The sequence below is a fragment of the Streptomyces sp. HPF1205 genome, assembly GCF_020400825.1.
Taxonomy (GTDB): Bacteria; Actinomycetota; Actinomycetes; order Streptomycetales; family Streptomycetaceae; genus Actinacidiphila.
Window position 1 is genome coordinate 16,650 of record NZ_JAINVH010000035.1, and the last position, 25,859, is coordinate 42,508.

The following is a 25,859-nucleotide window of genomic DNA, read 5'->3' on the forward strand; positions in this document are numbered from 1 at the left end:
GTCACTGCGCTCCTTCCGTCGTCTGCGTCGTCTGCGTCGTCTCCGTCGTCTCCCTCGTCAGGGCGAACACCACGGGCCCGTCGGCGCCGGACAGGGTGGTGGCGAAGGTGGCGATCCGCGCGCCGCCGCTCCGGAAGACCGCCCAGCGGCCGTCCGCGGCGCCGGTGCCGTCGGCGAGCGTCAGGTCCACCCGGACCCGCCCCAGCTTGCGTACGCACTCGATCGCGCTCCACACCCGGGTGGCCGCGACGTCCGGGTCCTCCGCGAGGGCGGCCGCGACCGCGCGGACAAGGGCCGGCCCGTCCGCGCCGAGCAGCCCGCGCCACTCCTGGTCCGTACGCGGCAGGACCGGTTCCACGTCGCAGGCCACCTGGGCGGGCACCGCGGGCTCGCCCAGCACCGCGAGGGTGACGCCCGCGCCGTGCGAGGCCGACATCCGCCGGCCGTCGGCCGGTTCCGGCCGCCCGTCGGGGCGGTACCGCACGGTCACCGGCCTGTTCGCCGCCCAGGCCACGGCCGCCGCGGTCCGTTCCCTGCGGGCCCGCGTTCCTCGCGGCGCGCCGCCCTCGTCGGGCAGGACGACGCAGCGGACCTGGGCGCCGAGCGCCGGTTCCGCGTGGCGTTCCAGGTAAGCGCCGAGCAGCGCGGGCGGCCACGGGCCGCGGCCGTCGCTCTTGCGCACCGCCCGCAGGCACAGGCCCGTCCACCGCTCGACCAGGGTCCCCGTCGCGTCGCGGATGTCGAGGTCGTAGACGTAGGAGTCGCCGGACCTGGACCGTTCGGCGGCATGGACCGTCAGGGGGCCGCCGGCGGCCGGGCGAGTGCGCCCAGCGGTGTGGAGGCGTTCCAGGCTCACCGGGAGCAGGGTCGCGTCGGGGACGCAGACCTGCACGGCGTGCATCATCGCGTCGTGCGCGCCGGGATCGGACAGCACCAGGCCGGCCGGCAGATAGCCGGCGAACCAGGGCCGGCCGGCGGTCCCCGAGAGCTCCGCGACGCAACTGCGGGCGCTCAGGGCCCGGTAGCCCAGTAGCCGCTGGAAGCGCGTGCCCTGGAAGAGCAGCGTGCCGTAGAGCTCGGTGGCCGGATCCAGCGGCAGCCGCGGCGCGCCCGCCGCGGCCGTGTGGGGCTCGCCTACCGCGACCGGGTGAGGCGTATCGGCCCCGCCCCGGTGAGGCATGTCCGCCGCGACCGGGCGCGGTGGCCCGCCGTCCGGCGGCGCGAGGCCGTAGCGGGCGGTGGCGCGGAAGTGGTCGGCCAGGAAACCGGTCTCGCTGCTGCGGACGACCAGCCGTACGGTGCCGGGCGCGGTGACCAGGGCGGCCACCCTGATGGTGGTCCGCCCGTCCTCCGGGACGACGATCGGCCGCAGGAACTCCAGCTCCTCGAGGGCCGGAGCCTCGTCGCGGCCGGTCAGCGCCGCTGCGGCCTGGGACATCGCCTCCATGCCCATGACGGCGGGGAAGAGCAGATCCCCGTCCAGCCGGTGGTCGGCCAGGTAGGGGTCGCCGGTCACCGACAGCACCGATTCGGCCACGAGTTCGACACCGGGGTAGTGCACCGCGATCCGGTCGGTGAACCGCAGCAGCGGCGGTTCCGGCCCGTCGAAGGTGAGCGTCGGCAGCGCCCCCGTACGCCCCGCGACGACGACCGCGGCGGGGGTCGCCGGTTCGGCCAGCAGGTGGCGCAGCATCGCGACGCCCTCGTCGGTGGGGATCGGGTCGATGCCCTCGCGGACCAGCGACTCGACCACACCCAGGCGTTCGCCCATCCCGCTGCCCGACCACACCGACCACTCCAGGGCCAGGCAGCGGCAGCCGTACTCCTCGCCGACCCGCTCGGTGAGGTCGGTGAGCCAGTCGTTGGCCGTGGCGTAGTCGGCCTCGCCGGGCAGGCCCGCCCGCCCGATGATGCTGCCGAACGTGACCAACAGCCGCAGCGCCGACGCGTCGGTCGCGGCCAGCACCGTCTCCAGGCCGGTGACCTTGGTGGCGAGGGTATGCCGGAAGGACGACTCGTCGAGGCGGGTCAGCGGCTGCGGTACGTTGCGGCCCGCGCCGTGCAGCACGGCCGTCACCGGGCCGAGCGCGGTCTCGGCCTCGCCCACGGCGGCCTTCACCTGCTCAGGGGCGGTGAGGTCGGCGCGGAAGTAGCCGAAGGCCAGGCCCGCGGCGGCCATGCGTTCCAGGTTGGCGGCCAGTTCGGGGTCCCGCGCCGGGTCGGAGCGGCCGATCAGCGCGAGCGCGGCGCCGGTCTCGGTCCCCAGCATCAGGGCGCACTCGGCGGTGATGCCCTTGCCGCCGCCGGTCACGAGGACGACGTCGTCGCGGCCCAGCGGAAGTGCGGACCCGCCGCCGGACGCGCCGCTCGGTACGGCGCCGGTCGCGTCGCCGGTCGCGCTGCCGGATCCGCCGGTGGACGCGCCGCCGGACCCGCCGGTGGATCCCGCGGCAGGAGGCAGCGGCTTCAGCACGGGCGTGAGCCGCGTGCCGTCGCCGCCGTAGCGGACCTCGCTGAAGGTCTCCGTGGCCGCCACGTCGGCTACCAGGCGGGCGGTCAGTTCACGGGCCCGCGCGGGCGGCAGTTCGCGCGGCAGCGGCAGCGTGATCACCGTGGTGGCGAGGTGCGGGGCCTCCAGGCGCAGGGTCCTGGCGAGGCCGGCCGCGCCGCGCCGGCCGCCGACGGCCACGAAGCGTACGGGCGGCCCGCCGTCGGAGCCGGGGTGTTCGAGGGCCGCGCGGGCGGCGGCCAGCATGAGCGGTACGTGGCTCTCGTCGCATTCGGCCGGCAGGCACAGCAGCACGCCGTCGCCGAGGCGGGCCGCCCGCAGCGCCTCGGCCAGCGGGGCCGCCAGCGGATGCGGTTCCTCGGTGAACAGCCGCCATTCGCCGGGGGCGCAGGGGTGTACGGGGGGACCCGGCGCGGCCGGGACCAGGTCCACGGTGAACGCCCGCACCCAGGGCGCGACTCCGGGCGGGACCGGGGGCGCGGCCTGTTGCGGGGCGGCCGCCAGGTCGTCCAGCAGTTCGGCCAGTTCGGCGAGGGTGGCGGTGGCGAAGGCGGTGGTGACCTCGGGGACGCCCAGGTCCAGCTCCGCGCAGGCTTCGTTGACGATCCGGCCGACGGTGATGGAGCTGAGGTGGAGGTCGTCCAGCGGCCGGGCGTCGGGGGCGATGGCCGAGTGCGGGAGTTCCGCGTGGTCGGCGGCCAGGCGGAGCAGGACGCTGAGGCTGTCCTGCTCGGCGGGAGCGGTCCGCGTGCCGCCGTCCTGGTCCGGCCGCGCGGGGTCGCCCGGTGCACCGGCTGGCACGGCGTCCCGCCGCGTGTCCCCGGTGCCGGGGGCGGGTGTGCCCTGCCGGGCGCCGTCCGGCGCGGGCGTCGCGGCGGGGGCGGCGCCGGTCGCCGGGGAGTGCGCCGCGGGTCCCTGCGTGCCCGTCGCCGGCAGGCCCCCGGGCACGGACTCGCAAGGGTTCGCCAGGAAGCGGAACTCCTTGTCCAGGGGCAGAGGCCTGGTGAACCTGCCGCGGAACAGCTCCGCGTGCCGGAGGGGGGCACCGAGCACGTACGCGGCCGCCAGCGTGCGGAACAGCCCGGCGAGCGAAGGGCTTCCGGTCTCCATGGAGACGGCCGGCACGGAAGGCGCGATGTCAGCCGCGAGCCCGCTCAGGACGCGGCCGGGTCCCGTCTCGACGAACAGGTCCGTGTCCGCCGCCATCGTCCGTACCGCCTCGGTGAAGCGCACCGGCGCGAGCATCTGCCGGGAGAGCAGGCCGGGGACGTCGGTACGGGCGGGCAGTGTGCCGCCGGTGACGCTGGAGACCATCGGGCGGGCCAGGGGGGCGAACCGCTCGGTGGCCAGCCGGTCGGCGAAGGCCGCGGCGGCCGGCGCGACCGCGGGCGAATGGAAGGCGTGCGAGACCCGCAGCGGTGCCGCGTCCAGTCCGCGGGCCGCCGCGGCGGCGCGGACCCGGCGTACCGCGTCCACCGGTCCCGACACGACGGTCTGGCGCGGGCTGTTGTAGCCGGCGACGACCACGGGCTCGCCGTGCAGCAACGGCTCCACGTCCTGCGGGGCGGCCCCGATGCTGGCCATCGTCCCGTTCCCGGCGCCGCCGCGCTCCATGATCCGGCCGCGCTCGGTGGCGATGCGCAGCAGCGCGGCCTCGTCCATGGCGCCGGCCCAGTGCAGGGCGGTGATCTCGCCGAGGCTGTGCCCGGCCGCGACCGACGCCTCGATGCCGAAGGCGGCCAGCATCCGCAGCCCGGCCGCACTGTCCGCGACGATCCGGGGCTGGGCGCGCGAGGTGGCCACCGGGTCGGTTCCCGTGGCGGGGGCGAGGTCCCGGTACACGTCGGCCACTTGCGGGAAGCGGCGCCGCAGCGCGCCGCCGCCGTCGGAGTGGCCGGTGCCCTGGCCGGGGAAGAGCAGGCCGATCCGGGGCGCGCGGCCGTTCCCGCCGAGGAACACGCCTCCCGCGCCGTCCAGCGCCGACCTGGTCCCGCTGTCGAGGAGGGCGGCGAGCCGGTTCAGGCGCTGCTCGGACTGTTCCGGGGAGGCGGCCAGGACCGCGGCGCGTACGGGGCGGCCGGCCAGTTCGCGCTCCAAGGCGGCGGCCAGGTCGGCGACCTCGGCCTCGCAGAGCCGGGCGCTGAGGGCGGCGAGATCGGCGGCCCGCGCGCGCAGCTGCGCCGGGCTGTCCGCGTCGAGCAGCAGCAGTTCCACGTCCTGTCGGGAGGCGGCCAGGCCGCGGGTCGTGGGGCCGAGCGTGGTCCTGCGCGGGTTTCCGTCCGCGCCTTGCAGCACCACGTGCGCGTTGATGCCGCCGAAGCCGAGGGCGGACACGCCGGCCCGTACCGGCAGCCGCTCCGGCCACAGCTCGGGCCGGTCGGGCACCCGTAACGCGGGGTGTGCCGCGGTGAGTTCGGGGTGCGGCCTGGCGTGCCCGGTGGCGGGCGGGATCACCTGGTGGCGCACCGCGAGGACCGCCTTGATCAGCCCGGCGACGCCCGCGGCGGCCTTGGTGTGGCCGAGGTTGCCCTTCACGGTGCTGATCGCGGCGGGTGCCGCGTCGGGGTCGAACTCGTGGCGGATGTCGGCGATGACCCGCAGTTCCGTGGCGTCGCCCACGGCCGTGCCGGTGCCGTGGCCCTCGAAGTAGCCGACGGAGTCCGGGCCGAAGCCGGCCCGCGCGTACGCCCGCAGCAGCGCCAGCCGGTGGCCGCTCGCCCTGGGGCGGGTGATGCTGCCGGCTCCGTCGGAGGAGTAGCCCCAGCCGGCGATCTCGGCGTGGACGGTCCTGCCCTGCCGTACGGCGTCGGGCGTGCGCATCAGGACGACCATGCCGCAGCCCTCGCCTGGCCAGAAGCCGCTGGAGTCGCGGTCGTAGACGCGCATCTCGCCGGTGGCCAGGGCGCCGGTGCGGGCGAACCCGACCAGTTCGAAGGGGTCGAGGCTCAGGTCCACGCCGCCCGCGACCGCGACGTCCATCCGCCCGTCGGCCAGCGCGTCGCAGGCGGTGGCGACGGACAGCAGCGAGGAGGAGCACGCGCCGTCGACGGTGAAGCCGCCGCCCTGGAGGTCGAAGTGGTTGCAGATGCGCCCGGCGATGGTGTTGCTGAGGCCGCCCGCGAGGCTGTCCTCGTCCATCGGCGGGAACGGGGCCTTGTACCGCTCCTCCAGCTCGTCCAGGAAGAGCCCCAGTCGCGTGTCGTCCCAGCCGTGGCCGCGCAGCGCGGCGCCCACGGTGCGGCGGACGTAGGGCCAGCGCAGCCGCATCGTGCCCGCCCGGGTGAACTCCCCGGTCAGGGTGTTGCCGACGATGACGCCCGTGCTGGTGGCGGGCAGGCCGCGGCCGGCCGGGAATCCGGCGTCCTCGAGCGCGCGGGCGGCGGTGTCCAGGGCGAGCCAGTGGGTCATGTCGGTGGCCCGGAAGGTGCTGCCCGCGACGCGGTAGGCGACCCGGTCGAACTCGAAGCCCTCGAGGACGGCGGCTTTGGCGGCGTACGTGCGGTCGGTGGCGGAGGGGTCGGCGGACCAGTAGTCCTCCCTGCGCAGCCGCTCGTCGGGAAGGCGGCGGAAGGCACGGCGTCCGGCCAGGACGTTGCGCCACAGCTCCTGCGGCGAGTCGGCGTCGGGGTAGCGGCAGGCCAGGCCCACCACGGCGATCCGCTCGCCGGCCGGCGCGCTCACGCGGCCACCGCCTCGCTGCCGGGCCGTTCGCCCACCGGCGCGTCCGGGGCCCGGGAGCCGGCCCGGCGGGACTGCGCGCGCCGCACGAGGTGGATGCCCCACAGGCCGGCGCCGCGCAGCCCGCACACCACGACGGTGGCGAAGAACAGGGTGTAGACGACGTTGCAGAGCATCAGCACGCCGTAGGCCACGGCGACCGAGGAGCCGAACATGAACTGGTTGCGTGCCTTGACCGGCGTGGTGCCCGGGTCGGTGATCATGTAGTTCGTGTACAGCGCGAACGCGACGCCGGTCATCGGGCCGAGCGCGCCCATCAGCGCGACGTGCCAGATCCAGTGCCGCAGGAACGCCTGGATGACGAAGCCGCCCACCCAGCCGAGGATCAGCGGTATGCGCTTGGTCAGCACCCCGTTGATCACCGTGCCCGAGGTCACCAGGACCAAGGGGACGAAGACCCGGAACAGCGTGTTGGCGTTCTCGGTGAACTCGTACGGCGGGGCGATGCTGATCCACCGGCTGAAGCACAGCAGCGCGACGACGATGCCGAAGTTCGACGGGTTCATGTAGTGCCGCATGCGGCCGGCCACCGGCGCCTGCAGGACGTGTTTGCCCGCGACACCGACGAACACCGCGAACAGCATCGCCGAGACCTGGTTGTTGACGTAGAGCAGCATGTTCACCGCCAGTGCGGTGATGTGGCTGGGCAGCAGGAACACGATGAACCCGCGCGGGCCGGCGCCGAGGAAGCGGGCGCCGCGGCGCTGCGACCAGGCGCTGACGACCTCCAGGGCCAGTTCGGTGGCGTACCCGGTGAGCACCGCGAGGATCGGCCACAGCCACGGCTGCTCGAAGCCGAGCACCGCGTAGCCGAGGATGTTGAAGACCGAGATCGACACCGCGAAGTTGCGCAGGGCGAGGTAGCGCGGGTCGCGTACGGGGGCCTTCGCGGTCGCGGCGGTGTGGGCGGACGTCATCGGCTCGGAACCTCCTGTGCCTTCGCGGTGAGCATCAGCGAGTGCGTGCCGGGGGACAGTTGCTCGGTCTGCCGGTGCAGTCCGCCGTCGCTGTCCCGCCAGGTGAGCTGCGCGGTCACCGGCCCGTCGTAGCCGCCGAGGCCGAAGTGCACACCGAAGCTGCGGTAACCGCCGTGGCCGCCGCCTCCGTCGAGCTGGGAGACCTGTCGGCCGGCCGGGGTGGTGATGCGCACGGTGGCCCCGTAGGCGGGTGAGCCGGGCGCGGCCAGGTCGGGTGCGCCCCCGCCGGCGCCGGCGGGGCGGTAGAGCCGCAGGTCGAGGGAGTGGCCGAGGGCGGCGGACTTGTTGGCGTAGAAGGCCGGCGGCCCCCACTGCCGGGCCACGGCGAAGTCGAGGGCGCCGGTGCCCGTGGTGTCGCCGGTGGCGATGCCCCGGGTCGGGGTGGGCACGGCCAGGCCCAGCTGCTTGCTGACGTTGACGTACTTGCCGCCGGCGGTCCGGGCGTAGAAGGCGAGCGACTCGTGGCCGGCGATGTCGTCGCCGGGCTGGAAGTTCGGCCACATCGCCGGGTTGGACAGCAGGTTGTCGTTGGACATGGCCAGTTCCTGCAGCCAGGCCCAGCGGTCGATGCTGCCCTTGACGAAGCCGTCGGCCTGCAGCACGTCCTGGGTGCCGTCGTTGAGGAAGTCGCCCATCTTGGTGTCCCAGCACCATCCGGTCCAGGCCAGGCCCCGCTGCTCGGCCTGCTGGGTGAAGGGGGCGTCTCCGCTGTCGAGCCGCCGGCTCATGTCGGCCCCGTCCTTGGCCTGGTTCTTCCACAGGAAGTTGCTCTCCTGCAGCCCCCACTGGACGGTGATGTTGCTGACCATGATGTCGAACCTGCCGGTGCCGTCGACGTCCCCGAAGTCGACGCCCATGCCCTTGAAGGAGTCCTTCCCGAGCACGAACGACTTGGGGGTGTCGGGCGTGCGCGAGCCGGTGGCCTCGGTGAAGCGGATGTGTCCCGGGGTGGACCGGTTGTGCAGCAGGTGGTCGTGGCCGAAGTCGTTGGCGATGTAGACGTCCGGCAGGCCGTCACCGGTCAGGTCGGCGCCGGAGATGGCCAGGGTCCAGCCCGTCGAGGCCGTGAGGGGAAGGGCGTTCCTGTCCTCCACGAAGACGGCGTCGGGCCGCGCGCCGGAGGTGGCGCCGTACCAGCGCAGGACCCGGTCGCCGCCGGCGTTCTTCGCGCTGGACAGGGAGTCGTTCATCACCACGTTCTTCAGCCCGTGCGGGTCGAGGACGTCGGAATCGGGGAAGTAGTTGCCGATGATGACCGAGGGGTGGCCGCTGCCGTCCAGGTCGGCGACGTAGGCGGCGTCGGTGTTCCACCGCGGGCCGTGGTAGCGGCCGTCGGGGGACTGCTCGGGCACCAGTTCCCTGGGCAGGTACGCGGTGGGCGACAGCGTGGGGGCGGTGGACTTCGCCATGAAGAGCACGGGGGTGCGGCCCCAGTACGTGACGAGCAGGTCCATCCGGCCGTCGCCGTTGAAGTCGCCCGGTGTGCAGCCGGTGGGCGCCATGGCGTCGTCCATCGGCAGCGGGGCCGCGTCGAGGACGAAGGGTGTGAAGCGGTCCGCGGCCCGCGCGGTGGGGGTCCAGGTGACGACGACCTGGTTGGTGCGCGTGTCCACGATGCACATGCCGTCGGCCACGCCGTGGCCGGTGAGGTCGTTGATCGCGATGCTGGCGCCGACCGAGGAGATCCACGACCGGATCCTGCGGTAGGCGGGGTTCACTTCGCGGACCGAATTCATGTGCTGGGAGTCATAGCCGGGGGGCATCGTGATCGGCATCTGCCGGAACGTGTACCGGGCCGCCGCCCGGTCACCTCCGGCCACCGCGACCGAGGTCCTGACGGCGAAGAACACCGACACCGCTATGAGAATCGTCACCAGGCCGGGTACCATTTTGCGCACGCGATCCGAGTACGCCACAACATTCCTCTCTCTACACCGGTCCACGGCGGGGGAAGAAGCAGAGCGAGGTGCCGTCGGCAAAAGTACGGCACGCGACCGGCGCGAGGGCACGGCCCCGGGCAATGCTCAATTGCCGGGATTTGTCGAGTATGCAGCAGCCCGGGAGCCCCGGCTTCTCCCATGTTGCCCACCGCCCTATGAGCGCCGGTGTCCCGCGATCATCGCATTCGGGTTACCCGGCGGTCGGCGTACCGGCATTACGACAGGCAGGTCCGATTCCCGCTTTGCCGGTGCGCGGCCGCCGGCGCCCGCGGTGGCCTGCCCATACGGTCCACCCGGTCCGCCAAGCGGGGTGGCCGGCGGCCACGCTCGGCGCAGCACAGGGAGGATTGAGGGACCGTCAGCGGAGGTCCCGCGACATGATCGCCACCGTCCTCTTTCAGCCACCACGCAGCCGCCGCCCCAACCACTCGTGATCATTTCGGGATCCGGCCGCAGGTGTTGTGACCATGGCCACTCACTGTTAGGCTCGTGCAAAGTCGCAAATTCTGGGTATTTTCCGGCCATGATCCCCGCGCGACCGGACCCTCGATTCGGCATGCGAAACCAGTCCATTCTTGAGTTTGCCATGCCGATTCACCGCTCGTTTGCAATGCTGCTGCACCGGATGGGAGATCCTTTGCAGGCTGCCGTCGAACGTGCCGTTGAAACCATATGGGCTCGCTACAGCGAACCGCTGACACTCGATGATATCGCGGATACCGCGATCCTGAGCAAATTCTATTTCTCCCGGGTCTTCAGGAAACTGACCGGTACTTCTCCGGGCCGCTTCCTGTCAGTCGTCCGGCTCTACCAGGCGAAGCACCTGCTCCTGAAGACGTCGCTGAACGTCACGGAGATCTCCTACCTGGTCGGCTACAACAGCCTGGGTACCTTCACCAGCCGCTTCACCCGCAGCGTCGGGCTGTCCCCGACCCGCTTCCGCGCCCTGGCCCTGTCCGGCTACCCGGACCTGCCGCCGCCCGAGCCGCCGCCGCTGCCCCACCCGCAGTTCGGCGCCGTACAGGGCTCGGTCAGCGTCCCCACGCCCGAACTGCCGAGCCGCATCTACGTGGCGGCGTTCAAGGACCCGATCGTGGAGGGGTGGCCGATCGCCTGCGACGTGCTCGACACGTCGGGCGAGTACCTGCTGCACTCCCTGCCCGAGGGCACCTGGCATCTGCGGATGGTCGCGGTGGCGCTGCGGGACATCGATCCCCGGCCGTGGCGCCGCCGCCCGCTGTGCGTGGGCGAGGGTCAGCCCGTGACGGTGCGCAAGGGGCAGGTCCTCGACGTCGAGCTGACCGCCCGCGAGCCGGGGTGCTTCGACCTGCCCATCCTGCTGGCGCTGCCGGAACTCGACAGCTGGCGGGTGCCGCAGCCGGCGTTGACCGCGCCGACCGCCGGCCGCTGAGCCGGTCCCGCCCCGGGACGCGCGGTCCGCCCGGCTCCGGTCGCGGTCCGCATCGGGCGACCGGAGCCGGACGGGTCGCCCGTCACGGTGCGGACAGCACCTCCCTGGTAATGTCCTCCAGTTCACGGCCGCCGGTCTCGGGCCCGACCCACACGAAGACCACCGCGGCCAGCAGCAGCGGCACGGCGCCGATGACCGCCGTCGCGGTGATGGACGGCACGGTGGCCGCGGCGACGGTCAGCGCCAGGATCAGCACCCCGCCGGCCTTGGTCATGCCCGCGGCCAGGCCGGTGCCCCGGGAGCGCACGAGGGTCGGGTACACCTCGGCCGCGTAGCCGGCCACGACCGCGACGACCGAGCTGACGCCGGACAGCGGCACCACCAGCAGCAGCGACAGCACGGTGTGGTGGTGGGCCAGCGAGCCGCCGGTTCCCACGAAGCCGAGCAGGCTCAGCCCGGTCAGCCCGCTGACCGTGACGATGGTCCTGCGGCTGCCCCACACCCCGTACATCCACGCGGTCAGCACCGTCAGCGGCAGGCCGAGCAGGGCCGCGTTGCGCACCACGTAGTCGGAGCCGACCGCCGAGTAGCCCAGCGCGCGGAGGTTTGTGGGCACCCACAGCTGGAAGCCGTAGGTCACCAGCCCGGCGCCCAGGCCCAGTACGGTGATCGCCGCGGTCGGGGCCACCAGCGGCCGGCGCAGCAGCGTGAGGTAGCCGCCCCGTTCGTAGGCCCGCTCCACCTCCACCTCGGCCGGATCCTGCCGCCGCGCGGCGGCGCCGTACCGCGCCATCACCGCCGCGGCCTCCTCCCCGCGGCCGCGGGCCAGCAGGAAGCGGGGGGACTCGGGGATCCAGTGGTTGAGCGCGATCAGCAGCAGCCCGGTCGGCAGGCCGAGCAGCCACAGGATGCGCCAGCTGTAGGTGGGCACCAGCCATCCGGACAGCCAGCTGGTGATCACGTAGGCCCCGGCGACGTCGCCGCCGATGAGCACCATCAGCCAGCCGCGGTGCCGGGCCGGGATCGTCTCGGCCAGCAGCGCGAAGGTGATGGGCAGCATCCCGCCCACACCGACGCCCATCGCGAAGCACATCACGAGGTTCCAGGTGAAGCCGGGCATCGCCCCGCAGACGGAGGTGGTCACGAACAGCATCCCCGCGAGGAGGATGGAGGCCCTGCGTCCGATGCGGTCGCCCAGCGAGCCCCACACCCACGAGCCGATGACCGTCCCGGCGATGCCGACCAGCGGGAGCCAGGACACCGGGATGTGGCCGTGCGGATGGGCCGGGGACTTCAGCCCGTACTCGGCGGCGACACCGGGGGCGACGAAGGCCAGCGTCGTCGGCTTCATCACGTCGATGGTCACCGCGATCGCCATCGCGACCAGCAGCGCCACGTGCTGGCCCCTGAGCGGGGTGTCGTCCAAGGCGCGCACCCGGATACGGCCGGCGGTGCGGCTGATCTCGCCGCTGCCCCGGGGCACCAGGCCGTACAGGCACAGCGCCAGGCCCACGGCGATCGCCACCATTCCCGTGATCATCGGCGCGTCCGGTGTCGTGCCGTTGAGCCGGTAACCCATGTGCCGCGCGCCGATGTACATCGGCAGGTGGAGGACGACGCCGGCGGTGCAGGCGACCGCCCCCGTCCAGAAGACCACCGGGTGTTCGAACCCTTGCGTGCGGGCGCCCTTGGCGCCGGCTGCTGACCTGGGCATGGGCATCCTCGTGTTCGTCGGTCCATCAGGTGCCCGGCGATCGGGTCCTGGGCGGTCCGGCGCCGGCCCGCGCACCACGGTGCGGTGCCTCGGAGTCGCCGAGCGTAGTCAGAAGCGGCCGGCCGGCACTTCTCCCAACGTGCGCTCCACCGCCCCCATCCGCCGCGGACCGGACGTCACAGCAGCCCGAGCAGACGGCTGCAGCGCAGCACGGCGTCCGGATCGCCCTCCAGCACCAGGCGCCCTGTGGCCACCGCCTCGAACGGGGTGACCAGCCCGCCGCCGATGGTCACGAAGGTGCGGGAGTCCGTGGTGGCGACCATCGAGGGAGCCTCCGCGGCGCCACGGTGCAACGTGGCGGCGCCGTCCGCCACCCGTACGTGGAAGACCAGGTCGTCGATGCGGAACTCGTACGCCTCCGCGGGCCCCTCGACCGGGCGCCCGCGCATCATCGCCTCGACCGCGATCAGACCCCAGTGAGCGCGGGCCTCGACGAACCGGTCGGGTTCCAGCCGGGCCATCCCCCACCGGCCGAGCTGCAGCAGCGGGTCGCGCAGTTCCTCCCCGAGTGGGGTCAACCGGTAACGGCGGCCCCGCTTGTCGTCGGTGAGCGGCTCGGACTCCACCACCCCGTCCGCGGTGAGCGCCTGCAGGCGCTCCGACAGCAGGTTCGGCCCGACCCCCGGCAGGTTGGCCAGCAGCTCGCCGAACCGCTGCGGCCCGGTGAGGAGTTCACGGACCAGCAGCAGCGTCCAGCGCTCCCCCAGCAGGTCCAGGGCGGAGGCGATGCCGCAGAGCTGTCCGTACGTCCTTCGTGCCATCCGCGATCCGCCTCCGCTGGTCCTCTCGGTCGTTCAAGTATCCGATAGCGGTCCGAGTCGCGGTACGGCCGTCCGGCTGGGCAACGGCTGCGGGCGGCTGTACTCGTCGGGGTACGGCTGCGGACGGCCGGGCACGGCGAACGGCCGCCCGGCAGCGCCCGCGCGGCACGGCGGGCACTTCCGGGCGGCCGGGGCCGTTCGGCCGGGAATCACACGGCGGCCATCTTCTCCGGGGAGATGTAGCCGCCCATGGTGAAGCGCAGGCTGGTCACGTAGGCCACCGGCGCGTCCTCCAGCCGGCGGCTGTCGTGCAGCGGCAGCATCCGGTAGATCTGGCCCTTGCCGGGCGAGCCGGCCGGCGGGATCTGGCGCACGTCGTCGATCGTCAGGATGATCGGCTCCTTGTTGATCAGCTTCATGCCGAGCTTCGGCATGTCGAAGATCGCGCCGACCGCCATCCGGCAGGCCTTGGCCGCGGGGCCCTCACCGGCGTACGGGTCGAACGGGGTGCGGATCTGGCCCGCGGACAGGCAGGAGGGGTTGAGCGTGACCGTGATCCTGCCCAGCTCCTCGCACTCCCCCACCATCTTCATCTCGATCAGGTTGGTGTAGACCTCGGCGTTGGACCACTCCTGCGAGGTCGGCTCCGAGCGCACCACCCGGACGAAGCCGTCGAACGGCACGGTGTACTCGCCGACCCCGGGGACGGCGAAGGTGTCGACGGAGGAGATGCCCAGGTTGTCGATGCCGGGGACCGGCGGCTGCCAGGGGGTGACGGTGCTGCCCGCGTACAGGTTGGGCACGCCGTCGGTGGTCACCGGCCGACCGTAGACCGTGGTCGGTGTCGTCGAACTGCTCATCGGTTTCCTCTCCGATACGGGGTCAGGAGTGCTGGTGGGTCGTCCAGTCGCAGCAGGTGAGGCCGGGCTGGTCCGGGATGCCGTCCTGGTCGGAGTCGATCTCGCCCTCGGCCGTCGAGTAGACGTCGCGCGAGTTGAGGTCGATGACCCCGTCGCCGTCCCAGTCGTTGAGCTTGCCCTTGAAGGTGCCCAGGATGAACGCGTTCGTCATGGGCCCGACCTCGGGGTCGTGCAGGGTGGACAGCACTCCGTTGCCGGGCACCAGGATCTCCTCCAGCGACCGGCCGGCGATGCGCTGCAGGTTGACGTGGCCCCAGCCCTGGAACCGGCCCCGCACGTAGCGGATGGCGGGCTCCTCGTGCACCTCGAACTTCGGCTCCAGGTGCCAGGTGCCGTACCGGGCGAAGCCGATGTCCGCCTGCCGGACGCCCTTGGACGGGTCGTCGGCCTGCCCCGACTTGAAGAAGGGCCGCGGCACCAGCGACTCGAAGAAGAAGTTGCCGCGGTCCCGGCGGGTGCGGTCGGTGAAGCCGCGGAAGAGGTAGTTGTCGACGTGCGGCGAACCGTCGGGGTGCAGGCCGGAGATGGTCTTGGCGATCACCAGCTGCCGCTCGCGGGTGGCCACGTTGGGGCAGGCGTGCGCCTGGCCGTAGATGCGGGCCAGTCCCTGCGGGGCGAGGGAGATCTTGCCCCAGTGCTGGTTGGAGTCGTCCAGCCGCACGTACAGGTCGCAGTGGATGAGCAGGAAGATGGTCTCGTCGAAGGTCCGGCCCGGGGTGTACTTGCCCGGCCGGTCGTCGAACGCCGGGTCGCCTGTCTGCAGTTCGCTGATGAACAGCTTCGCCCACTCGGCGATCTCCGGGTCGGGGTCGGTCAGGAACTGCTGCAGCGCCAGGATCGCCTGCGGCCCGCCGAGCTTCTCGATCGCCCACAGGGAGTCCCAGCGGACCTGGCGGTCGGAGTCCTGGCGGATGGCCTGCGTCAGCAGCTCGATCGCGTCCTCGTGGTCACGGTCGGCGTACTCGAAAAGGGCCTGCTCCCGCATGGCGGGGTCCGGGTGCTCCAGCGCCGCGCGGCGGAGCTGCTCGTTGCTGCGGTTGTCGAGCCGGATCGCGACCCGGTCGAGCGCGTAACCGAAGTCGCTCGCCCACGCGGCCGGGTCGCCGGCCACGAAGCGCGGGTCGACATGGCTGAGAGTCGTACGGTAGGCGAAGTTCAAGGCCTCGCGCTGCTCCGTGCCGAGGTCTTCCAGCAGCACCGCGTCGTCGGGGACCGCGTCGGTCCACGCGGGCGCCGCGCCATCCGCGAGAGCCGCCGGTGACTTCCGGCACAAGTCGATGGCCATACCAGTCCTTCCTGTCCTGTCGTCGGCTGGTAGCTATAGATAAATTAAGCAACCGCGAGGACCGGGGTCTTCTCCGAGATTGGCAGGGACGGCGCCTCACGACCCCGCTTCGCCACCGCGCCCCGCCACCGAGCAGCACCGATCACCGCCACACCGCCCCGCCCCACCACCGCCCCGCCCCACCTCACCGCCCCGGTGCCGCGGCGCCCGGTTCGGGGAAGCCGCGGTCCCCCGCACCCGTCACCACCAGGGCGGCGGCGTGCTCGGGACCGGCCGGCCGGCGCAGCATCCGCAGCAGCGCGTCCATCCCCGGGCGCAGCGGCACGGCCGGCATCCCCTGCCGGGCCGCGTCCTTGACCACGCCCATCCGGTGGGCCTCGCCCGCGCCGCTCCACAGCGACCACTCCGCGACCACCACGGCGCAGCCGGGCAGTCCGCCGGCCACGCGCAGCGCGGTGCGCCGCAGCACCTCGTTGGCCAGCGCGTATCCGCCCATGCCCGGGTGAACGCGGCGGGAGGTCACCGAGCCGAAGGCGACCAGGCACCGCAGCGCCCCGCGGTCGAGGTGCGCCAGGACGGTACGCAGGCCCTGCGACTTGGCCGCCCGCAGCCGCGCCAGGTCCTCCGGCCGCGCGTCGGCCACCAGGCCCCCCGCGACCGAGCCCGCGCAGTGCACGAGCACGGACGGTGCCGTGCCCCCGGCCCGGTCCAGCGCCCGGGCGACCGCCCGCGGGTCGGTGACGTCGGCGGTGAGGACGTCGGCACCAGCCCGGGCGCCGGCCCGCAGCCGGGAGAGCAGGCGCTGCTCCCCCGCGGTCAGTTCGCCGGGCCCGCGCGAGTCCAGCAGCAGTACGCGCACGCCGGCCGCGGCGGCCACCGCCGCGGCCGCCCGCAGCCCGAGTCCGCCGAGCCCGCCGGTGACCAGCACGGGAGCGGCCGCGCGCCCCGCGGTGGACGGCGGGGTCGAAGCGGGCAGTTCCACCGGTCGCCACTGCCCGGTGAGGGTGCGGCCCCGGGCGTCGACCAGCACCTCGCGGCGCTGCCCGGGTCCGCCGAGAGCCGCCGACTCCAGCGAGGCGGCGGCCGCGGCGGGAGCCGCGGAAAGTGCCCGCGGGGTACGAGCGGCCACCTCGACCGAGCCGAAGCGCAGGCCGCGGACCTCCAGCGCGGCGGCCCGCAGCAGGCTCACGCCTCCCGCCCCCTCGTGCAGCAGGGCGACCGGCAGACCGCAGGACCGCGCGCGGGCCACGGCGTCCAGCAGCGCTGCGTCGGCGGCGGGTTCGTAGTCCCGGCCCAGCACCACGGCGAGGGCCGGCGGCGAGGCCGGGACCGAGGCCCCGCGGACCGCCTCGGCCAGCGGCGAGCCGACCTCCCCCGACACCTCCCAGGCGTACGCGCCCCCGCTCGGCAGAACGGTGGTGACAAGGTGCTCGCCATGGACGTCGAGCCGGCGGCTCGCGAAAGAAGCACGGGTGCTCCCGGACTGGGTGCTGATCGGCTGTGTCACGGTGGCCTCCGGGCCGGTCGGCGGCGGGGGTCCCGCCGCGCGGGCGTCAATAGCGGTTGAGCGCCACCAGAAGGGTGGGGATCGCCTCGCCCTGGAAGTCCACGTCCACATCGAAGTCGTTGATCATGCCTTCCAGGACCAGCAGGGACATCAGCGGGAAGACGAACTCGGGTGCCGCCGCCACCCCTGACCTGCGCTGGATGTCGAACAGCCGGGCGGCGAAGGGCGCGAGCCTGAACTGCCCCGCCGTCTTTCCCGTGGACTCGTCGACCAGCCGCTCGATGTCCGCCCGGAAGCCGGCCAGGTCGCAGTCCAGGGGTACGTGCTCCGCGCTGCTGAGCACGACCTCCGCGCACTCGGCCGCCCGCCCCAGCGAGAGGTTCATGAAGAACCGGGCGAACAGCAGCCGCACCTTGGGTTCGAGCTGGACGACGAAGCCGGCGTCCAGCAGCACCACCGAGCCGTCCCGGTCCAGGTACAGGTTCCCCGGGTGCATGTCGCAGTGCACCAGGCCGTCGATGAACAGCATCCGGTAAACGCACTGGAGCACGTTGCGGACGATCTGCCTGCGCGGCTCGCGCCGGAAGTCACCCGGCACGAAGCGCACCAGGGGCTCGAGGAACTCCATGGCCAGCGCGCCTTCGCCGGACACGGCCGGCAGCGGGTCCGGGATCCGGACGAAGTCCAGGTCCGCGAGGTTCGTCCGCAGCCGGGCCAGCGCGTCGGCCTCAAGCGCCAGGTCGAGCTGGCGCAGCAGCGCCGCGCCGAGCTGGTCGACCACCCGCGCGGCCGGCACCTTGCGCATCGCCGGTACCCGCTGCACCCATCGGGCGCCGGTCCTCAGCAGCGCGAAGTCGGCCCGCATCAGAGCCTCGATGCCCGGGCGCCTCAGCTTGACGGCGACGGCCGAGCCGTCGTGCAGGGTGGCCCGGTAGACGCAGGCGATGCTGCCGCTGGCGGCCGGTTCGCGGTCGAACGCGGCGAACGGGAAGGGCCGGGACGAGGGGTAGGCCAGTGCCAGGGCGAGGTCGAGCTGCCGGTCCGTCATGGGCGCCACCCGGTCGTGCAGCCGGCCGAGCGCGCGGCACCAGCGCTCTGGCAGCAGGTCCTTGCGGGTGCTGAGCAGTTGCGCTCCCTTGACGTAGGTGGGCCCGAGGTCGGAGACCAGCCGCGACCAGCGCGGCTCTGCGGGGCCCGCGGCGCGCCGGCGGACGCCCGGCAGCGCGTCCACGGCCGCCCCCGCGGTGTGCCGGGCGACGGTGCGTGCCACGGACAGCAGCCGGCCGGCCCGGTGCCGCAGGCGCACCGGCGCAACCGGAACGAAGGTCGGGGATTCCAGATGCCGCGTTGCTGTCATCGACACTCCCGAATACGTCGGCGTAGCGTTGACACAGGAACTCTCACTATACGAATCTGTAGTGAAATAGCACCGGTTGGAATCCCGTCGCGCAGCATGGAGTCGCTGTGGTGGATGCTGGAGTGCCGAGGCCGCTGGAATCCGTCCCGAGCGCGGACATCCCCGTACCACCGGAAGAGGTGTGGGCGGCGCTCACCGATCCCGTTCTCGTGGAGCAGTGGTTCGGTGCCCTTCGCGGCCCGCTGCGCCCGGGCCGGGACAACGTGCTCGATTTCGGCGACGGCGACTTCTTCGCGCTGCGCCCGCTGCGGGTGGAGGAACCGGTCGCGCTCTCCTGGACCTGGCGCTTCCTCGGCATCGAGGACCCCGCGCTGATCGAGTGGACGCTCGCCCCCACCCCGGGCGGCACCCGGGTCCGGGTCCGGCACCTGGAGGAGGACGGCATCCAGACCACGCGGCGCGAACTGCTCGAGGGCTGGCAGGACTTCCTGTCCCGACTCAACCGCTACCTGCGCACCGGACGCAGCAGCAGATACGCCCTGCGCGACAGCATCGACGGCAGCGTGACCCTGCCGTCCGCGGACTTCCGGCCGCTGCGCGAGCCGGACCTGTACCGGTGGCTGCCGGTGGCGACCGACGGCTTCGGACCGCGCTGGTTCTTCATCGTGGACACCGACGGGCCGCGGCGCTTCCCGCTCACCGACTGGGTCCTGCTGCCCGACGTGCGGCTGTCCTGCCGGATCCGCATCCCCGGCGCGGACCGGCCGACGCGGTGCTCGGTGGAGGTACGCGACGGCTTCGGGGGCCCGCGGCTGGAGTTCGTGCACGACGGCTGGACCGGGCTCGGGCTGCCGGACCTGGGCGGCATGGTGCTGCGCCGCCGTTTCGCGGCGACCTGGATCGCCTCCTTGCGGACGGCGTCCGAGCTCGCCGCGGGGACCGCGGGCAGCGGCGGCGCCCCGGACGGTGCGGCGTGACCGCCACACAGGCGGAGGCCGCGGCGGCCTCCCAACTGGCCGCGGTGGAGCGGGCGGTGGCCCGGATGCAGGACAACCTCGCCGACCAGCAGTGCCTGACCGACCACGCCGAGGCCGGGCTGTTCAGCCCGTACCACTTCCACCGGGTCTTCCGCAGCGTCACCTCGGTGACGCCCGCCCGGTTCCTGGCCGCGCTGCGCATGGCCGAGGCCCAGCGGCTCATCATCCGCGAGTCGCCCAGGATCATCGACGTGTGCGCGGCCGTCGGCTATTCCAGCCTGGGCACCTTCACCACCCAGTTCACCCAGCTCGTCGGCCTGTCGCCGCGCCGCTACCAGGCACTGGTCCGGCGCTACGGGCAGTGCCGGATGGGCGACCTGCTGCCGGAGGGGACGGCCGGGCCGGCCGTCGCCGAGGGGCAGGGGCTGGCCGGCCACGTGAGCGGACCGTACGAGCACGGGATCTGCCTGACCGGGCTGTTCCCGCACGGCGTTCCGCAGCGGGCCCCGGCCGGCTGCGCGGTCTCCCACCGGCTCGGCAGGGTGGTGCTCCCGGTGCCGCCGCCCGCCCCCCGGCAGCCGGACCTGTGGCAGATACTCGCCGTCTGGTTCCCGGCCGGGCTGCGGGTGGTGGACGTCCTGGACGACAGCACCGGCGCCAACCGCCGGGTGGGCGGCACCACCATCCCGCTCCGCCACGGCGCCGGGCCGGACACCCCCTTCCAGGTGACGCTGCGCCGCCCGGCGCCGAGCGATCCCCCGCTGGTGTACGCCCTGCCGCTGGTGCTGGCCGAGAGGCGGCCGCGCCTGAAGGGCTGAAGGGTTGAAGGGCACGCCCGCCTCTGGCCGGCTTGCGGCGCGCTCTCGCCGGGTGACGCGGTGCCCGGGCAGCGGGCGCGGCTGCGAGTAGGCTCCGGAAGGTGCGATCACTCGCTCTTTCCGAAGCGAACGGAGGACCCGATGAGCGACGAGGAGTTCCAGGGCACCCTGGTCTGCGAGGGCGTCGGCGCCTGGACGTACGTGCCGGTTCCCGCCGAGGTCGCCGAACGGCTCGGCGGCAAGGCCCGTATCCCGGTGGCGGCCGAGATCAAGGGCGTCTCCTTCACCGGCTCGGTGATGACCGGTCCGCAGGGCAGCCGCTACCTGGTGGTGAACCAGGCGGTTCGGGACCGGGCCGGCGTGACGGCGGGTGACACGGTGAACGTCGTGGTGCGCCAGGACACCGCTCCCCGTGTCGTCGAGCTCCCCGAGGACCTGGCCGGCGCGCTGGCCGCGGCGCCCGAGGCGCAGGCGGCCTTCGACGGTTTCTCCTACTCCCGCCGCAAGGAGTACGTCACCTGGATCGAGTCCGCCAAGCGGCCGGAGACCAGGACCCGGCGGGTGGAGAAGGCCGTGGAGATGCTCGCGGAGGGCCGCGCCCTCAAGGGCTGACCCGGTCGCGGCCGGCTGTCCGCGGAACCGGCCCGCTCCCCCGCGCGAAGCGGCCCGCTCTGCGCGGGACCGGGTGGGGCGCCTTTGCCCGGACCGGGTGGGACGGCCCTCTCCGGACACCGGGGCGGGTCGATGCGGCAACCTGCGAGAAGCCCCCTTTTCCGGCCGCGCCGTAGCGTCATTGACGCACCCGCCGAGGCGTGAAGCCGGGTGTTTCCACTTTCGAGGGGGTTGTTTCGTGACCGCAGAGACCGAAAGCCCCGGTGTCCTCCCCCAGGCCGACGCCTGGCCCGACTTCTCCGACCTCGAGCCGGCCCGCGCCCGTCAGCTCTTCCCGACGCTCAACAGCTCGCCCGCACGGTCCGTCGTGCAGGACCGCTGGGAGCGCATCGTCGCCACCGCCGAGCTGCCCGAGCCGCCGCAGCGGGTGTGGGAGGCGCTCACCTCCCCCGACGCGCTGCGGCACTGGCTGGCGGTCTGCCGCGGCCCGGTGGCGCGCAAGGGCGAGGACTTCCTGCTGGACTTCGAGGACGGCGAGTTCTTCCAGTGCCGTACCGAGGAGGTCGTGCCGCCGGCCGGCACCGGCCGCGCCCTGTTCCGCCACCTGTGGCGGTGGGCCGGGGTCGGCCCGGCCACCCGGGTGTACTGGGAGCTGGCGGCCGTGGACGGCGGCACGCGGATCACCGCCACCGAGGAGGCGTTCAACCCGCCTTCGGACTGGCGCTCCTGGAACGGCAACGGCTGGCCCGGCATCCTCGACCAGCTGGCCGGCTACCTGAGGACCGGCACCACCTGGCGCTGGCCGTGGCGCCGCATGGGCCCCTACGTCCAGATCGAGCTGGCCGCAGCCCCGTACGACGCCTGGGACGCCCTCAGCAAGCCGGAGGCGCTGCGGTACTGGCTGCAGCGGCGGTACGGCGACTTCACCACCGGCAGCAAGCTGACCCTCGTCATGGGCGACGCCAGCGGCCTGGTGGAAATGAACGTGCACCGCCACGTGGAACCCAACCAGGAGTTCCCCTCGTATCTTCCGTGGCTGGAATTCGGGCTGCGGCGGGCGAGTTGGCCGGTGGAACTCGGCGGAAAGCTCTATATCGAGCCCGCGGGACTCGACCGCAGCCTGTTCCAGATATTCGTGGACAACTGGGAGAACATTCCCGCGGACGTCCAGCGCGAAGAGCGGCGGATCATCGCGGGGTTCTTCCGCGACTCGATGGTCAGGGCACAGAACCTCGTCGGTCCCCTGCCGACGTCCTCCCACCCGCACGGCTGGTCCTGACCGCCGGGCCGCATCCCGAATACGAAAGCGGAGGCCCCATGCCCCTGCACAACGAAGGCGGCCCTGCCGCGGCGCCGGCGGCGCCGGACCCGGCCGCGGAACCGGACGTGCTCGAACAGCTGATGTTCCCCCCGGCCTCCCTCGACCCGTACCCGCTCTACGAACGGCTGCGGGCGGAGCACCCGGTGTACCGCAGCCGCTTCGGCGCCTACCTGGTCAGCCGCTACGACGACGTGGCCCATGTGCTCAAGCACCACGAGCTCTTCCCCGGCGTGCCCGAGGAGGAGATGGCCAGGATGTTCCCGCAGGGCGTCGGCCACCAGGCGTACGAGGTGCTGGTGACGTCTCTGGTGGGCAGCAACCCGCCCAAGCACACGCGGCTGCGCGGCCTGGTGGGCAGCGAGTTCACCGCCCGCCGGGTGGGCGGGCTGCGCGGCGGCATCGAGGAACTCGCCGACCGGCTGGTCGACGGTCTCGCCGAGCGCCTGCGCTCGGGCGAGACGGTGGACCTGCACCGCGCGGTGTCGGTTCCGATGCCGCTGCACGTGATGTCCGACCTGCTCGGGGTGCCGCACGCCGAACGCGAGCGGCTGGCGGTCCTGGTGCCCGCCATGATGAACGTGGTGGACCCCGCGGCCCGTCCTGAGGCCGTCGCGGCCGCGGACGCCGCTTTCCATGAACTCGGCGCGTTCTTCGACGAGTTGGTCGCCCAGCGGCGCCGTGCGCCCGCCGACGACCTGATCTCGGCCCTGGTGTCCGTGCACGACGGCGACGCCGACCGGCTGGGTCCGGGCGAACTGCGCACCCTGCTGTTCACGCTGTGGTCCGCCGGGTTCGAGACCACCGCGACCGGCATCGACAACGCCGTGGTGGCCCTCACCCGCGAGCCCGGGCACCGGCGGTGGCTGGCGGCCGGCGAGAAGGAGGCCCTGGCGTTCGTCGACGAGACCCTGCGCCACGACCCCTCGGTGCAGGTCGCCCCCGGTATCCGGGTGGCCGCCGAGGACGTGGAGCTGAGCGGGACGAAGATCCCCGCGGGCTCCCATGTGCGGCTGATGCTGGGCGCCGCCTCGCGCGACCCGGAGGTGTACCCGGAGCCGGACCGTTTCGACCCCGCGCGCACCGGCACGGTCCCGCTCAGCTTCGGTTCCGGCATCCACTACTGCCTGGGCGCGGGACTGAGCAGGCTGGAGATGTCGGTGCTGCTGCCCAGGCTGCACCGCGCGCTGCCGGGGCTGGTGGCGGCGGGCCCGCCCGGACGCCGCCGCTCGGTGCCGCTGCGGGACTTCGAGTCGCTGATGGTACGGCTGGAGAAGTGACGGGGTTTCAACTCTGTCACTACAGATTCCGATAGGAACTGCTAGGTTACCGACTGTGGCTGCATCGATACTCGTCCAGGGGCTGGTCAAGCGCCTGGGCAAGAAGCTGGTTCTCGACGGTCTTTCGATGTCCGCCGAGGCGGGCACCGTCGTCGCCCTCCTCGGTCCCAACGGGGCGGGCAAGACGACCACGGTCCGCGTCCTGTCCACGCTGCTGCGACCGGACGCCGGGCGCGTCGAGGTGTGCGGGATCGACGTCGGCGCCGAACCCCGCAGGGTCCGCTCGATGATCGGGCTGACCGGGCAGTTCGCCGCCGTGGACGGCATCCTGACCGGCCGGGAGAATCTCGAACTGGTCGGGCGGCTGTACCGGATCGGCCGTGCGGACGCCCGCCGGCGGGCGGACGACCTGCTGGAGCGCCTGGGCCTGAGCGAGGCGGCGGGTCAGCTCGTCAAGACCTACTCGGGCGGCATGCGCCGCCGGCTCGACCTGGCGGCCAGCCTGCTGATCAGACCCAGGGTGCTCTTCCTCGACGAACCGACGACAGGCCTCGACCTGCGGTCCAGGATCGACCTGTGGTCGGAGATCGACCTGCTGGTCCGCGACGGCACCACCTTGCTGCTCACCACCCAGTACCTGGAGGAGGCCGACCGGCTGGCCGACTCGGTGACGGTGATCGACCGGGGCACGATGGTGGCCCAGGGCACGCCCGCCGAGCTCAAGGAGCAGGTCGGCGGCGACCGGGTCACCTTCACCCTGGCGGACCCGGCGGACCTGGACCGCGCGGCGGACGCCCTGGCCGGGCACGGCGGCAAGGAGCCGTTCCGCGACCGGACCAGGGCCGAGCTGACGCTGCGGCTGGAAGGCGGTCTCGACACGGTCGCCACGATGACCCGAGAGCTGAACGAGGCGGGCATCGACGACGTGGTGCACACGGTGCGCCGCCCCACGCTCGACGACGTCTTCCTCGAACTGACCGGGGCGACCGCCGCAGAGGCGGCCGACGAGGCGAACGAGCGCGGGACCAGAGCCCGGGGCCGGCGGGGCAAGCCGTCCGTCCCCGACCGGAACGGAGCCGGCCGATGACCACGACCACGACGTCCCTCCCCCAGCATGACCACCCCGCGCCCCGTCCGCGGTACGGCCTGCGCTGGAGCGTGTCCGACGCCTGGCTTCTCGCGCTGCGCAACGTCCGGCACATCCAGCGCCGCCCCGACCAGCTGATGGCGGCGATCCTGCAGCCGATCATGTTCTTCGTCCTGTTCGCCTACGTGTTCGGCGGGGCGATCAAGGTCCCCGGCGGCAGCTACAAGCAGTTCCTGCTGCCGGGCGTGTTCGGGCAGGTCATCGTGTTCGGCGGCATGGCGGGCATGTGCGTGGGCATCGCCGAGGACATGCGCAACGGCATGATGGACCGGTTCCGTTCGCTGCCCATGAGCAACGCGTCGGTCCTGGTCGGCAGGACCCTCTCCGAGGTGCTGCGCAACATCATCGCCCTGGTCGTGACCGGCGCGGTCGGCTGCGCGTTCGGCTTCCGCTTCCACGGAGGGGTGGGCGACGCGCTGGCCGGGGCGGGCGTGCTGCTGCTGTTCGGCTTCGCGCTGTCGTGGGTGCTGGCCTGCATCGGCATCACGGCCAGCAGCGCCGAGGCGGCGCAGACCACGTCCATGCCCTGGCTGTTCCTGCTGGGCTTCGTCAGTTCCGCGTTCGTGCCGACACCCGCGATGCCGGGCTGGCTGCGGGTGTTCGCCGACCACACCCCGGTGACCCTCACCATCGATGCCGCCCGCGCCTGGTTCAACGGCGGCTCACCCGGCTCGTCGGCCTGGGAGTCGGTCGTGTGGTCCGCCGGACTGCTCGTGGTGTTCGTGCCCGTGGCCACCCGCTTGTTCCGGCGGGCCGTGGCCGCATAGCCATCGACCGGGAGGAGACCGCGCCGCCGTGGAGGTCATCGGAGCGGGGCTGGGCCGTACCGGCACCACCTCGCTGAAAAAGGCACTGGAGATCCTCGGATTCGGACCCACCTACCACACCAGGGAGATCTTCCGCGAGCCCGAGCGGCTCGCGGACTGGGAAGCCGCGGTGGAAGGGCGCGTCGACGACTGGGACCGCGTGTTCAAGGGCTACCGGTCGACCGTCGACTGGCCGGCCGCCGCATTCTGGCGCGAACTCGTCGAGCGATATCCGGAGGCCCGGGTCATACTCACCACCCGTGACCCGCAGGAGTGGTACACGAGCTGCGCGAGAACCATATTCATCTCCTACCGCCCCGGCCCGCACTGGACGGTTCTGCGCGCGCTCATGCGCATTCCGCTGATGGCCGCCGACAAAAGGCTGCGCAATTTCCGGCAGGTCTTCGACGGTGTTTTCCGGCGGCATTTCGGGGACCGGCCCATCAGCGACCGGGCGGTCGCCGTCGAGGTGTTCGAGGAGCACCTGGGGCAGGTGCGATCCGGCGTCCCGGACGCGCGGCTGCTGGAGTACCGGGTGTCCCAGGGCTGGGAGCCGCTGTGCGCCTTCCTCGGCGTACCCGTACCCGACCAGCCGTTCCCGTACGAGAACGACCGCAGGACCTGGCAGCGCTACACCCGTGCCCAGGTGTTCCGCGGGGTGCGCAGGCTGGTCCTGCGGCCGTTCGCGGGCGCCGGCTCCCCGCCGCCGCGGGGCTGACACG

Annotated in this window: 18 protein-coding genes; 9 read left to right on the forward strand and 9 right to left on the reverse strand. The window is 73.0% G+C overall.

Features of this window, described 5'->3' with window-relative positions:
* Position 1 precedes the first annotated feature (1 nt).
* The 3 genes from K7G61_RS29375 to K7G61_RS29385 are packed head-to-tail and all read right to left on the reverse strand — an operon-like array spanning position 2 to position 9,113.
* Positions 2-6,190 carry a type I polyketide synthase gene (locus tag K7G61_RS29375; RefSeq protein ID WP_225850070.1) on the reverse strand — a complete coding sequence of 2,063 codons (6,189 nt, stop codon included), beginning with the start codon at positions 6,188-6,190 and terminating at the stop codon, positions 2-4.
* Positions 6,187-7,164, reverse strand: coding sequence for an enediyne biosynthesis protein (locus tag K7G61_RS29380; RefSeq protein ID WP_225850071.1), 978 nt, complete (start codon positions 7,162-7,164; stop codon positions 6,187-6,189). The genes K7G61_RS29375 and K7G61_RS29380 overlap by 4 nt, the downstream gene beginning before the upstream one ends.
* Positions 7,161-9,113 (reverse strand): CRTAC1 family protein, encoded by a 1,953-nt coding sequence (locus K7G61_RS29385; RefSeq protein WP_225850137.1) that lies wholly within the window; start codon positions 9,111-9,113, stop codon positions 7,161-7,163. The genes K7G61_RS29380 and K7G61_RS29385 overlap by 4 nt, the downstream gene beginning before the upstream one ends.
* A 574-nt stretch (positions 9,114-9,687) precedes the next feature.
* On the opposite strand from K7G61_RS29385, the gene K7G61_RS29390 reads away from it, so the two are divergent.
* On the forward strand, positions 9,688-10,575 hold the full coding sequence (locus K7G61_RS29390; protein ID WP_225850072.1) for a helix-turn-helix transcriptional regulator: 888 nt from the start codon (positions 9,688-9,690) through the stop codon (positions 10,573-10,575).
* Positions 10,576-10,657: 82 nt separating this feature from the next.
* Here K7G61_RS29390 and K7G61_RS29395 read toward each other — a convergent pair whose 3' ends face one another.
* From K7G61_RS29395 to K7G61_RS29420, 6 genes are all read right to left on the reverse strand, one after another.
* Positions 10,658-12,289, reverse strand: a complete 1,632-nt coding sequence (locus tag K7G61_RS29395) for an MFS transporter (protein WP_225850073.1) — start codon at positions 12,287-12,289, stop codon at positions 10,658-10,660.
* Positions 12,290-12,465: 176 nt separating this feature from the next.
* On the reverse strand, positions 12,466-13,110 hold the full coding sequence (locus K7G61_RS29400) for a winged helix-turn-helix transcriptional regulator (RefSeq protein ID WP_225850074.1): 645 nt from the start codon (positions 13,108-13,110) through the stop codon (positions 12,466-12,468).
* A gap of 209 nt (positions 13,111-13,319) precedes the next feature.
* The gene (locus tag K7G61_RS29405) at positions 13,320-13,970 is read right to left on the reverse strand and encodes a DUF6073 family protein (RefSeq protein ID WP_225850075.1); all 651 of its coding nucleotides are present in this window, start codon (positions 13,968-13,970) and stop codon (positions 13,320-13,322) included.
* A gap of 22 nt (positions 13,971-13,992) precedes the next feature.
* Positions 13,993-15,315, reverse strand: a complete 1,323-nt coding sequence (locus K7G61_RS29410) for a HEAT repeat domain-containing protein (protein ID WP_225850076.1) — start codon at positions 15,313-15,315, stop codon at positions 13,993-13,995.
* Positions 15,316-15,499: 184 nt separating this feature from the next.
* Positions 15,500-16,822 carry a KR domain-containing protein gene (locus K7G61_RS29415; protein WP_225850077.1) on the reverse strand — a complete coding sequence of 441 codons (1,323 nt, stop codon included), beginning with the start codon at positions 16,820-16,822 and terminating at the stop codon, positions 15,500-15,502.
* Between the two features lie 46 nt (positions 16,823-16,868).
* On the reverse strand, positions 16,869-18,179 hold the full coding sequence (locus tag K7G61_RS29420; protein WP_225850078.1) for an AarF/ABC1/UbiB kinase family protein: 1,311 nt from the start codon (positions 18,177-18,179) through the stop codon (positions 16,869-16,871).
* A 107-nt stretch (positions 18,180-18,286) separates the two neighbouring features.
* Between K7G61_RS29420 and K7G61_RS29425 the strand changes: the two genes are divergently transcribed.
* The 8 genes from K7G61_RS29425 to K7G61_RS29465 all read left to right on the forward strand — a co-directional run bounded on the left by K7G61_RS29425 (position 18,287) and on the right by K7G61_RS29465 (position 25,855).
* Entirely contained in the window at positions 18,287-19,156 is an 870-nt protein-coding gene (locus K7G61_RS29425) for an SRPBCC domain-containing protein (RefSeq protein ID WP_225850079.1), read from the forward strand.
* Positions 19,153-19,974, forward strand: coding sequence for a helix-turn-helix transcriptional regulator (locus K7G61_RS29430; protein ID WP_225850080.1), 822 nt, complete (start codon positions 19,153-19,155; stop codon positions 19,972-19,974). The genes K7G61_RS29425 and K7G61_RS29430 overlap by 4 nt, the downstream gene beginning before the upstream one ends.
* Positions 19,975-20,115: 141 nt before the next feature.
* Entirely contained in the window at positions 20,116-20,586 is a 471-nt protein-coding gene (locus tag K7G61_RS36660; RefSeq protein WP_263985017.1) for a YdeI/OmpD-associated family protein, read from the forward strand.
* A 238-nt stretch (positions 20,587-20,824) separates the two neighbouring features.
* Positions 20,825-21,865, forward strand: coding sequence for an SRPBCC domain-containing protein (locus K7G61_RS29445; RefSeq protein ID WP_225850081.1), 1,041 nt, complete (start codon positions 20,825-20,827; stop codon positions 21,863-21,865).
* A 38-nt stretch (positions 21,866-21,903) separates the two neighbouring features.
* On the forward strand, positions 21,904-23,184 hold the full coding sequence (locus tag K7G61_RS29450; RefSeq protein WP_225850082.1) for a cytochrome P450: 1,281 nt from the start codon (positions 21,904-21,906) through the stop codon (positions 23,182-23,184).
* Between the two features lie 55 nt (positions 23,185-23,239).
* Positions 23,240-24,271 (forward strand): ATP-binding cassette domain-containing protein, encoded by a 1,032-nt coding sequence (locus K7G61_RS29455; protein ID WP_225850083.1) that lies wholly within the window; start codon positions 23,240-23,242, stop codon positions 24,269-24,271.
* A complete protein-coding gene (locus K7G61_RS29460; RefSeq protein ID WP_225850085.1) occupies positions 24,268-25,098 on the forward strand; it encodes an ABC transporter permease in 831 nt (276 codons plus the stop codon). The genes K7G61_RS29455 and K7G61_RS29460 overlap by 4 nt, the downstream gene beginning before the upstream one ends.
* 28 nt (positions 25,099-25,126) lie before the next feature.
* Positions 25,127-25,855, forward strand: a complete 729-nt coding sequence (locus tag K7G61_RS29465) for a sulfotransferase family protein (RefSeq protein ID WP_225850087.1) — start codon at positions 25,127-25,129, stop codon at positions 25,853-25,855.
* Positions 25,856-25,859 lie beyond the last annotated feature (4 nt).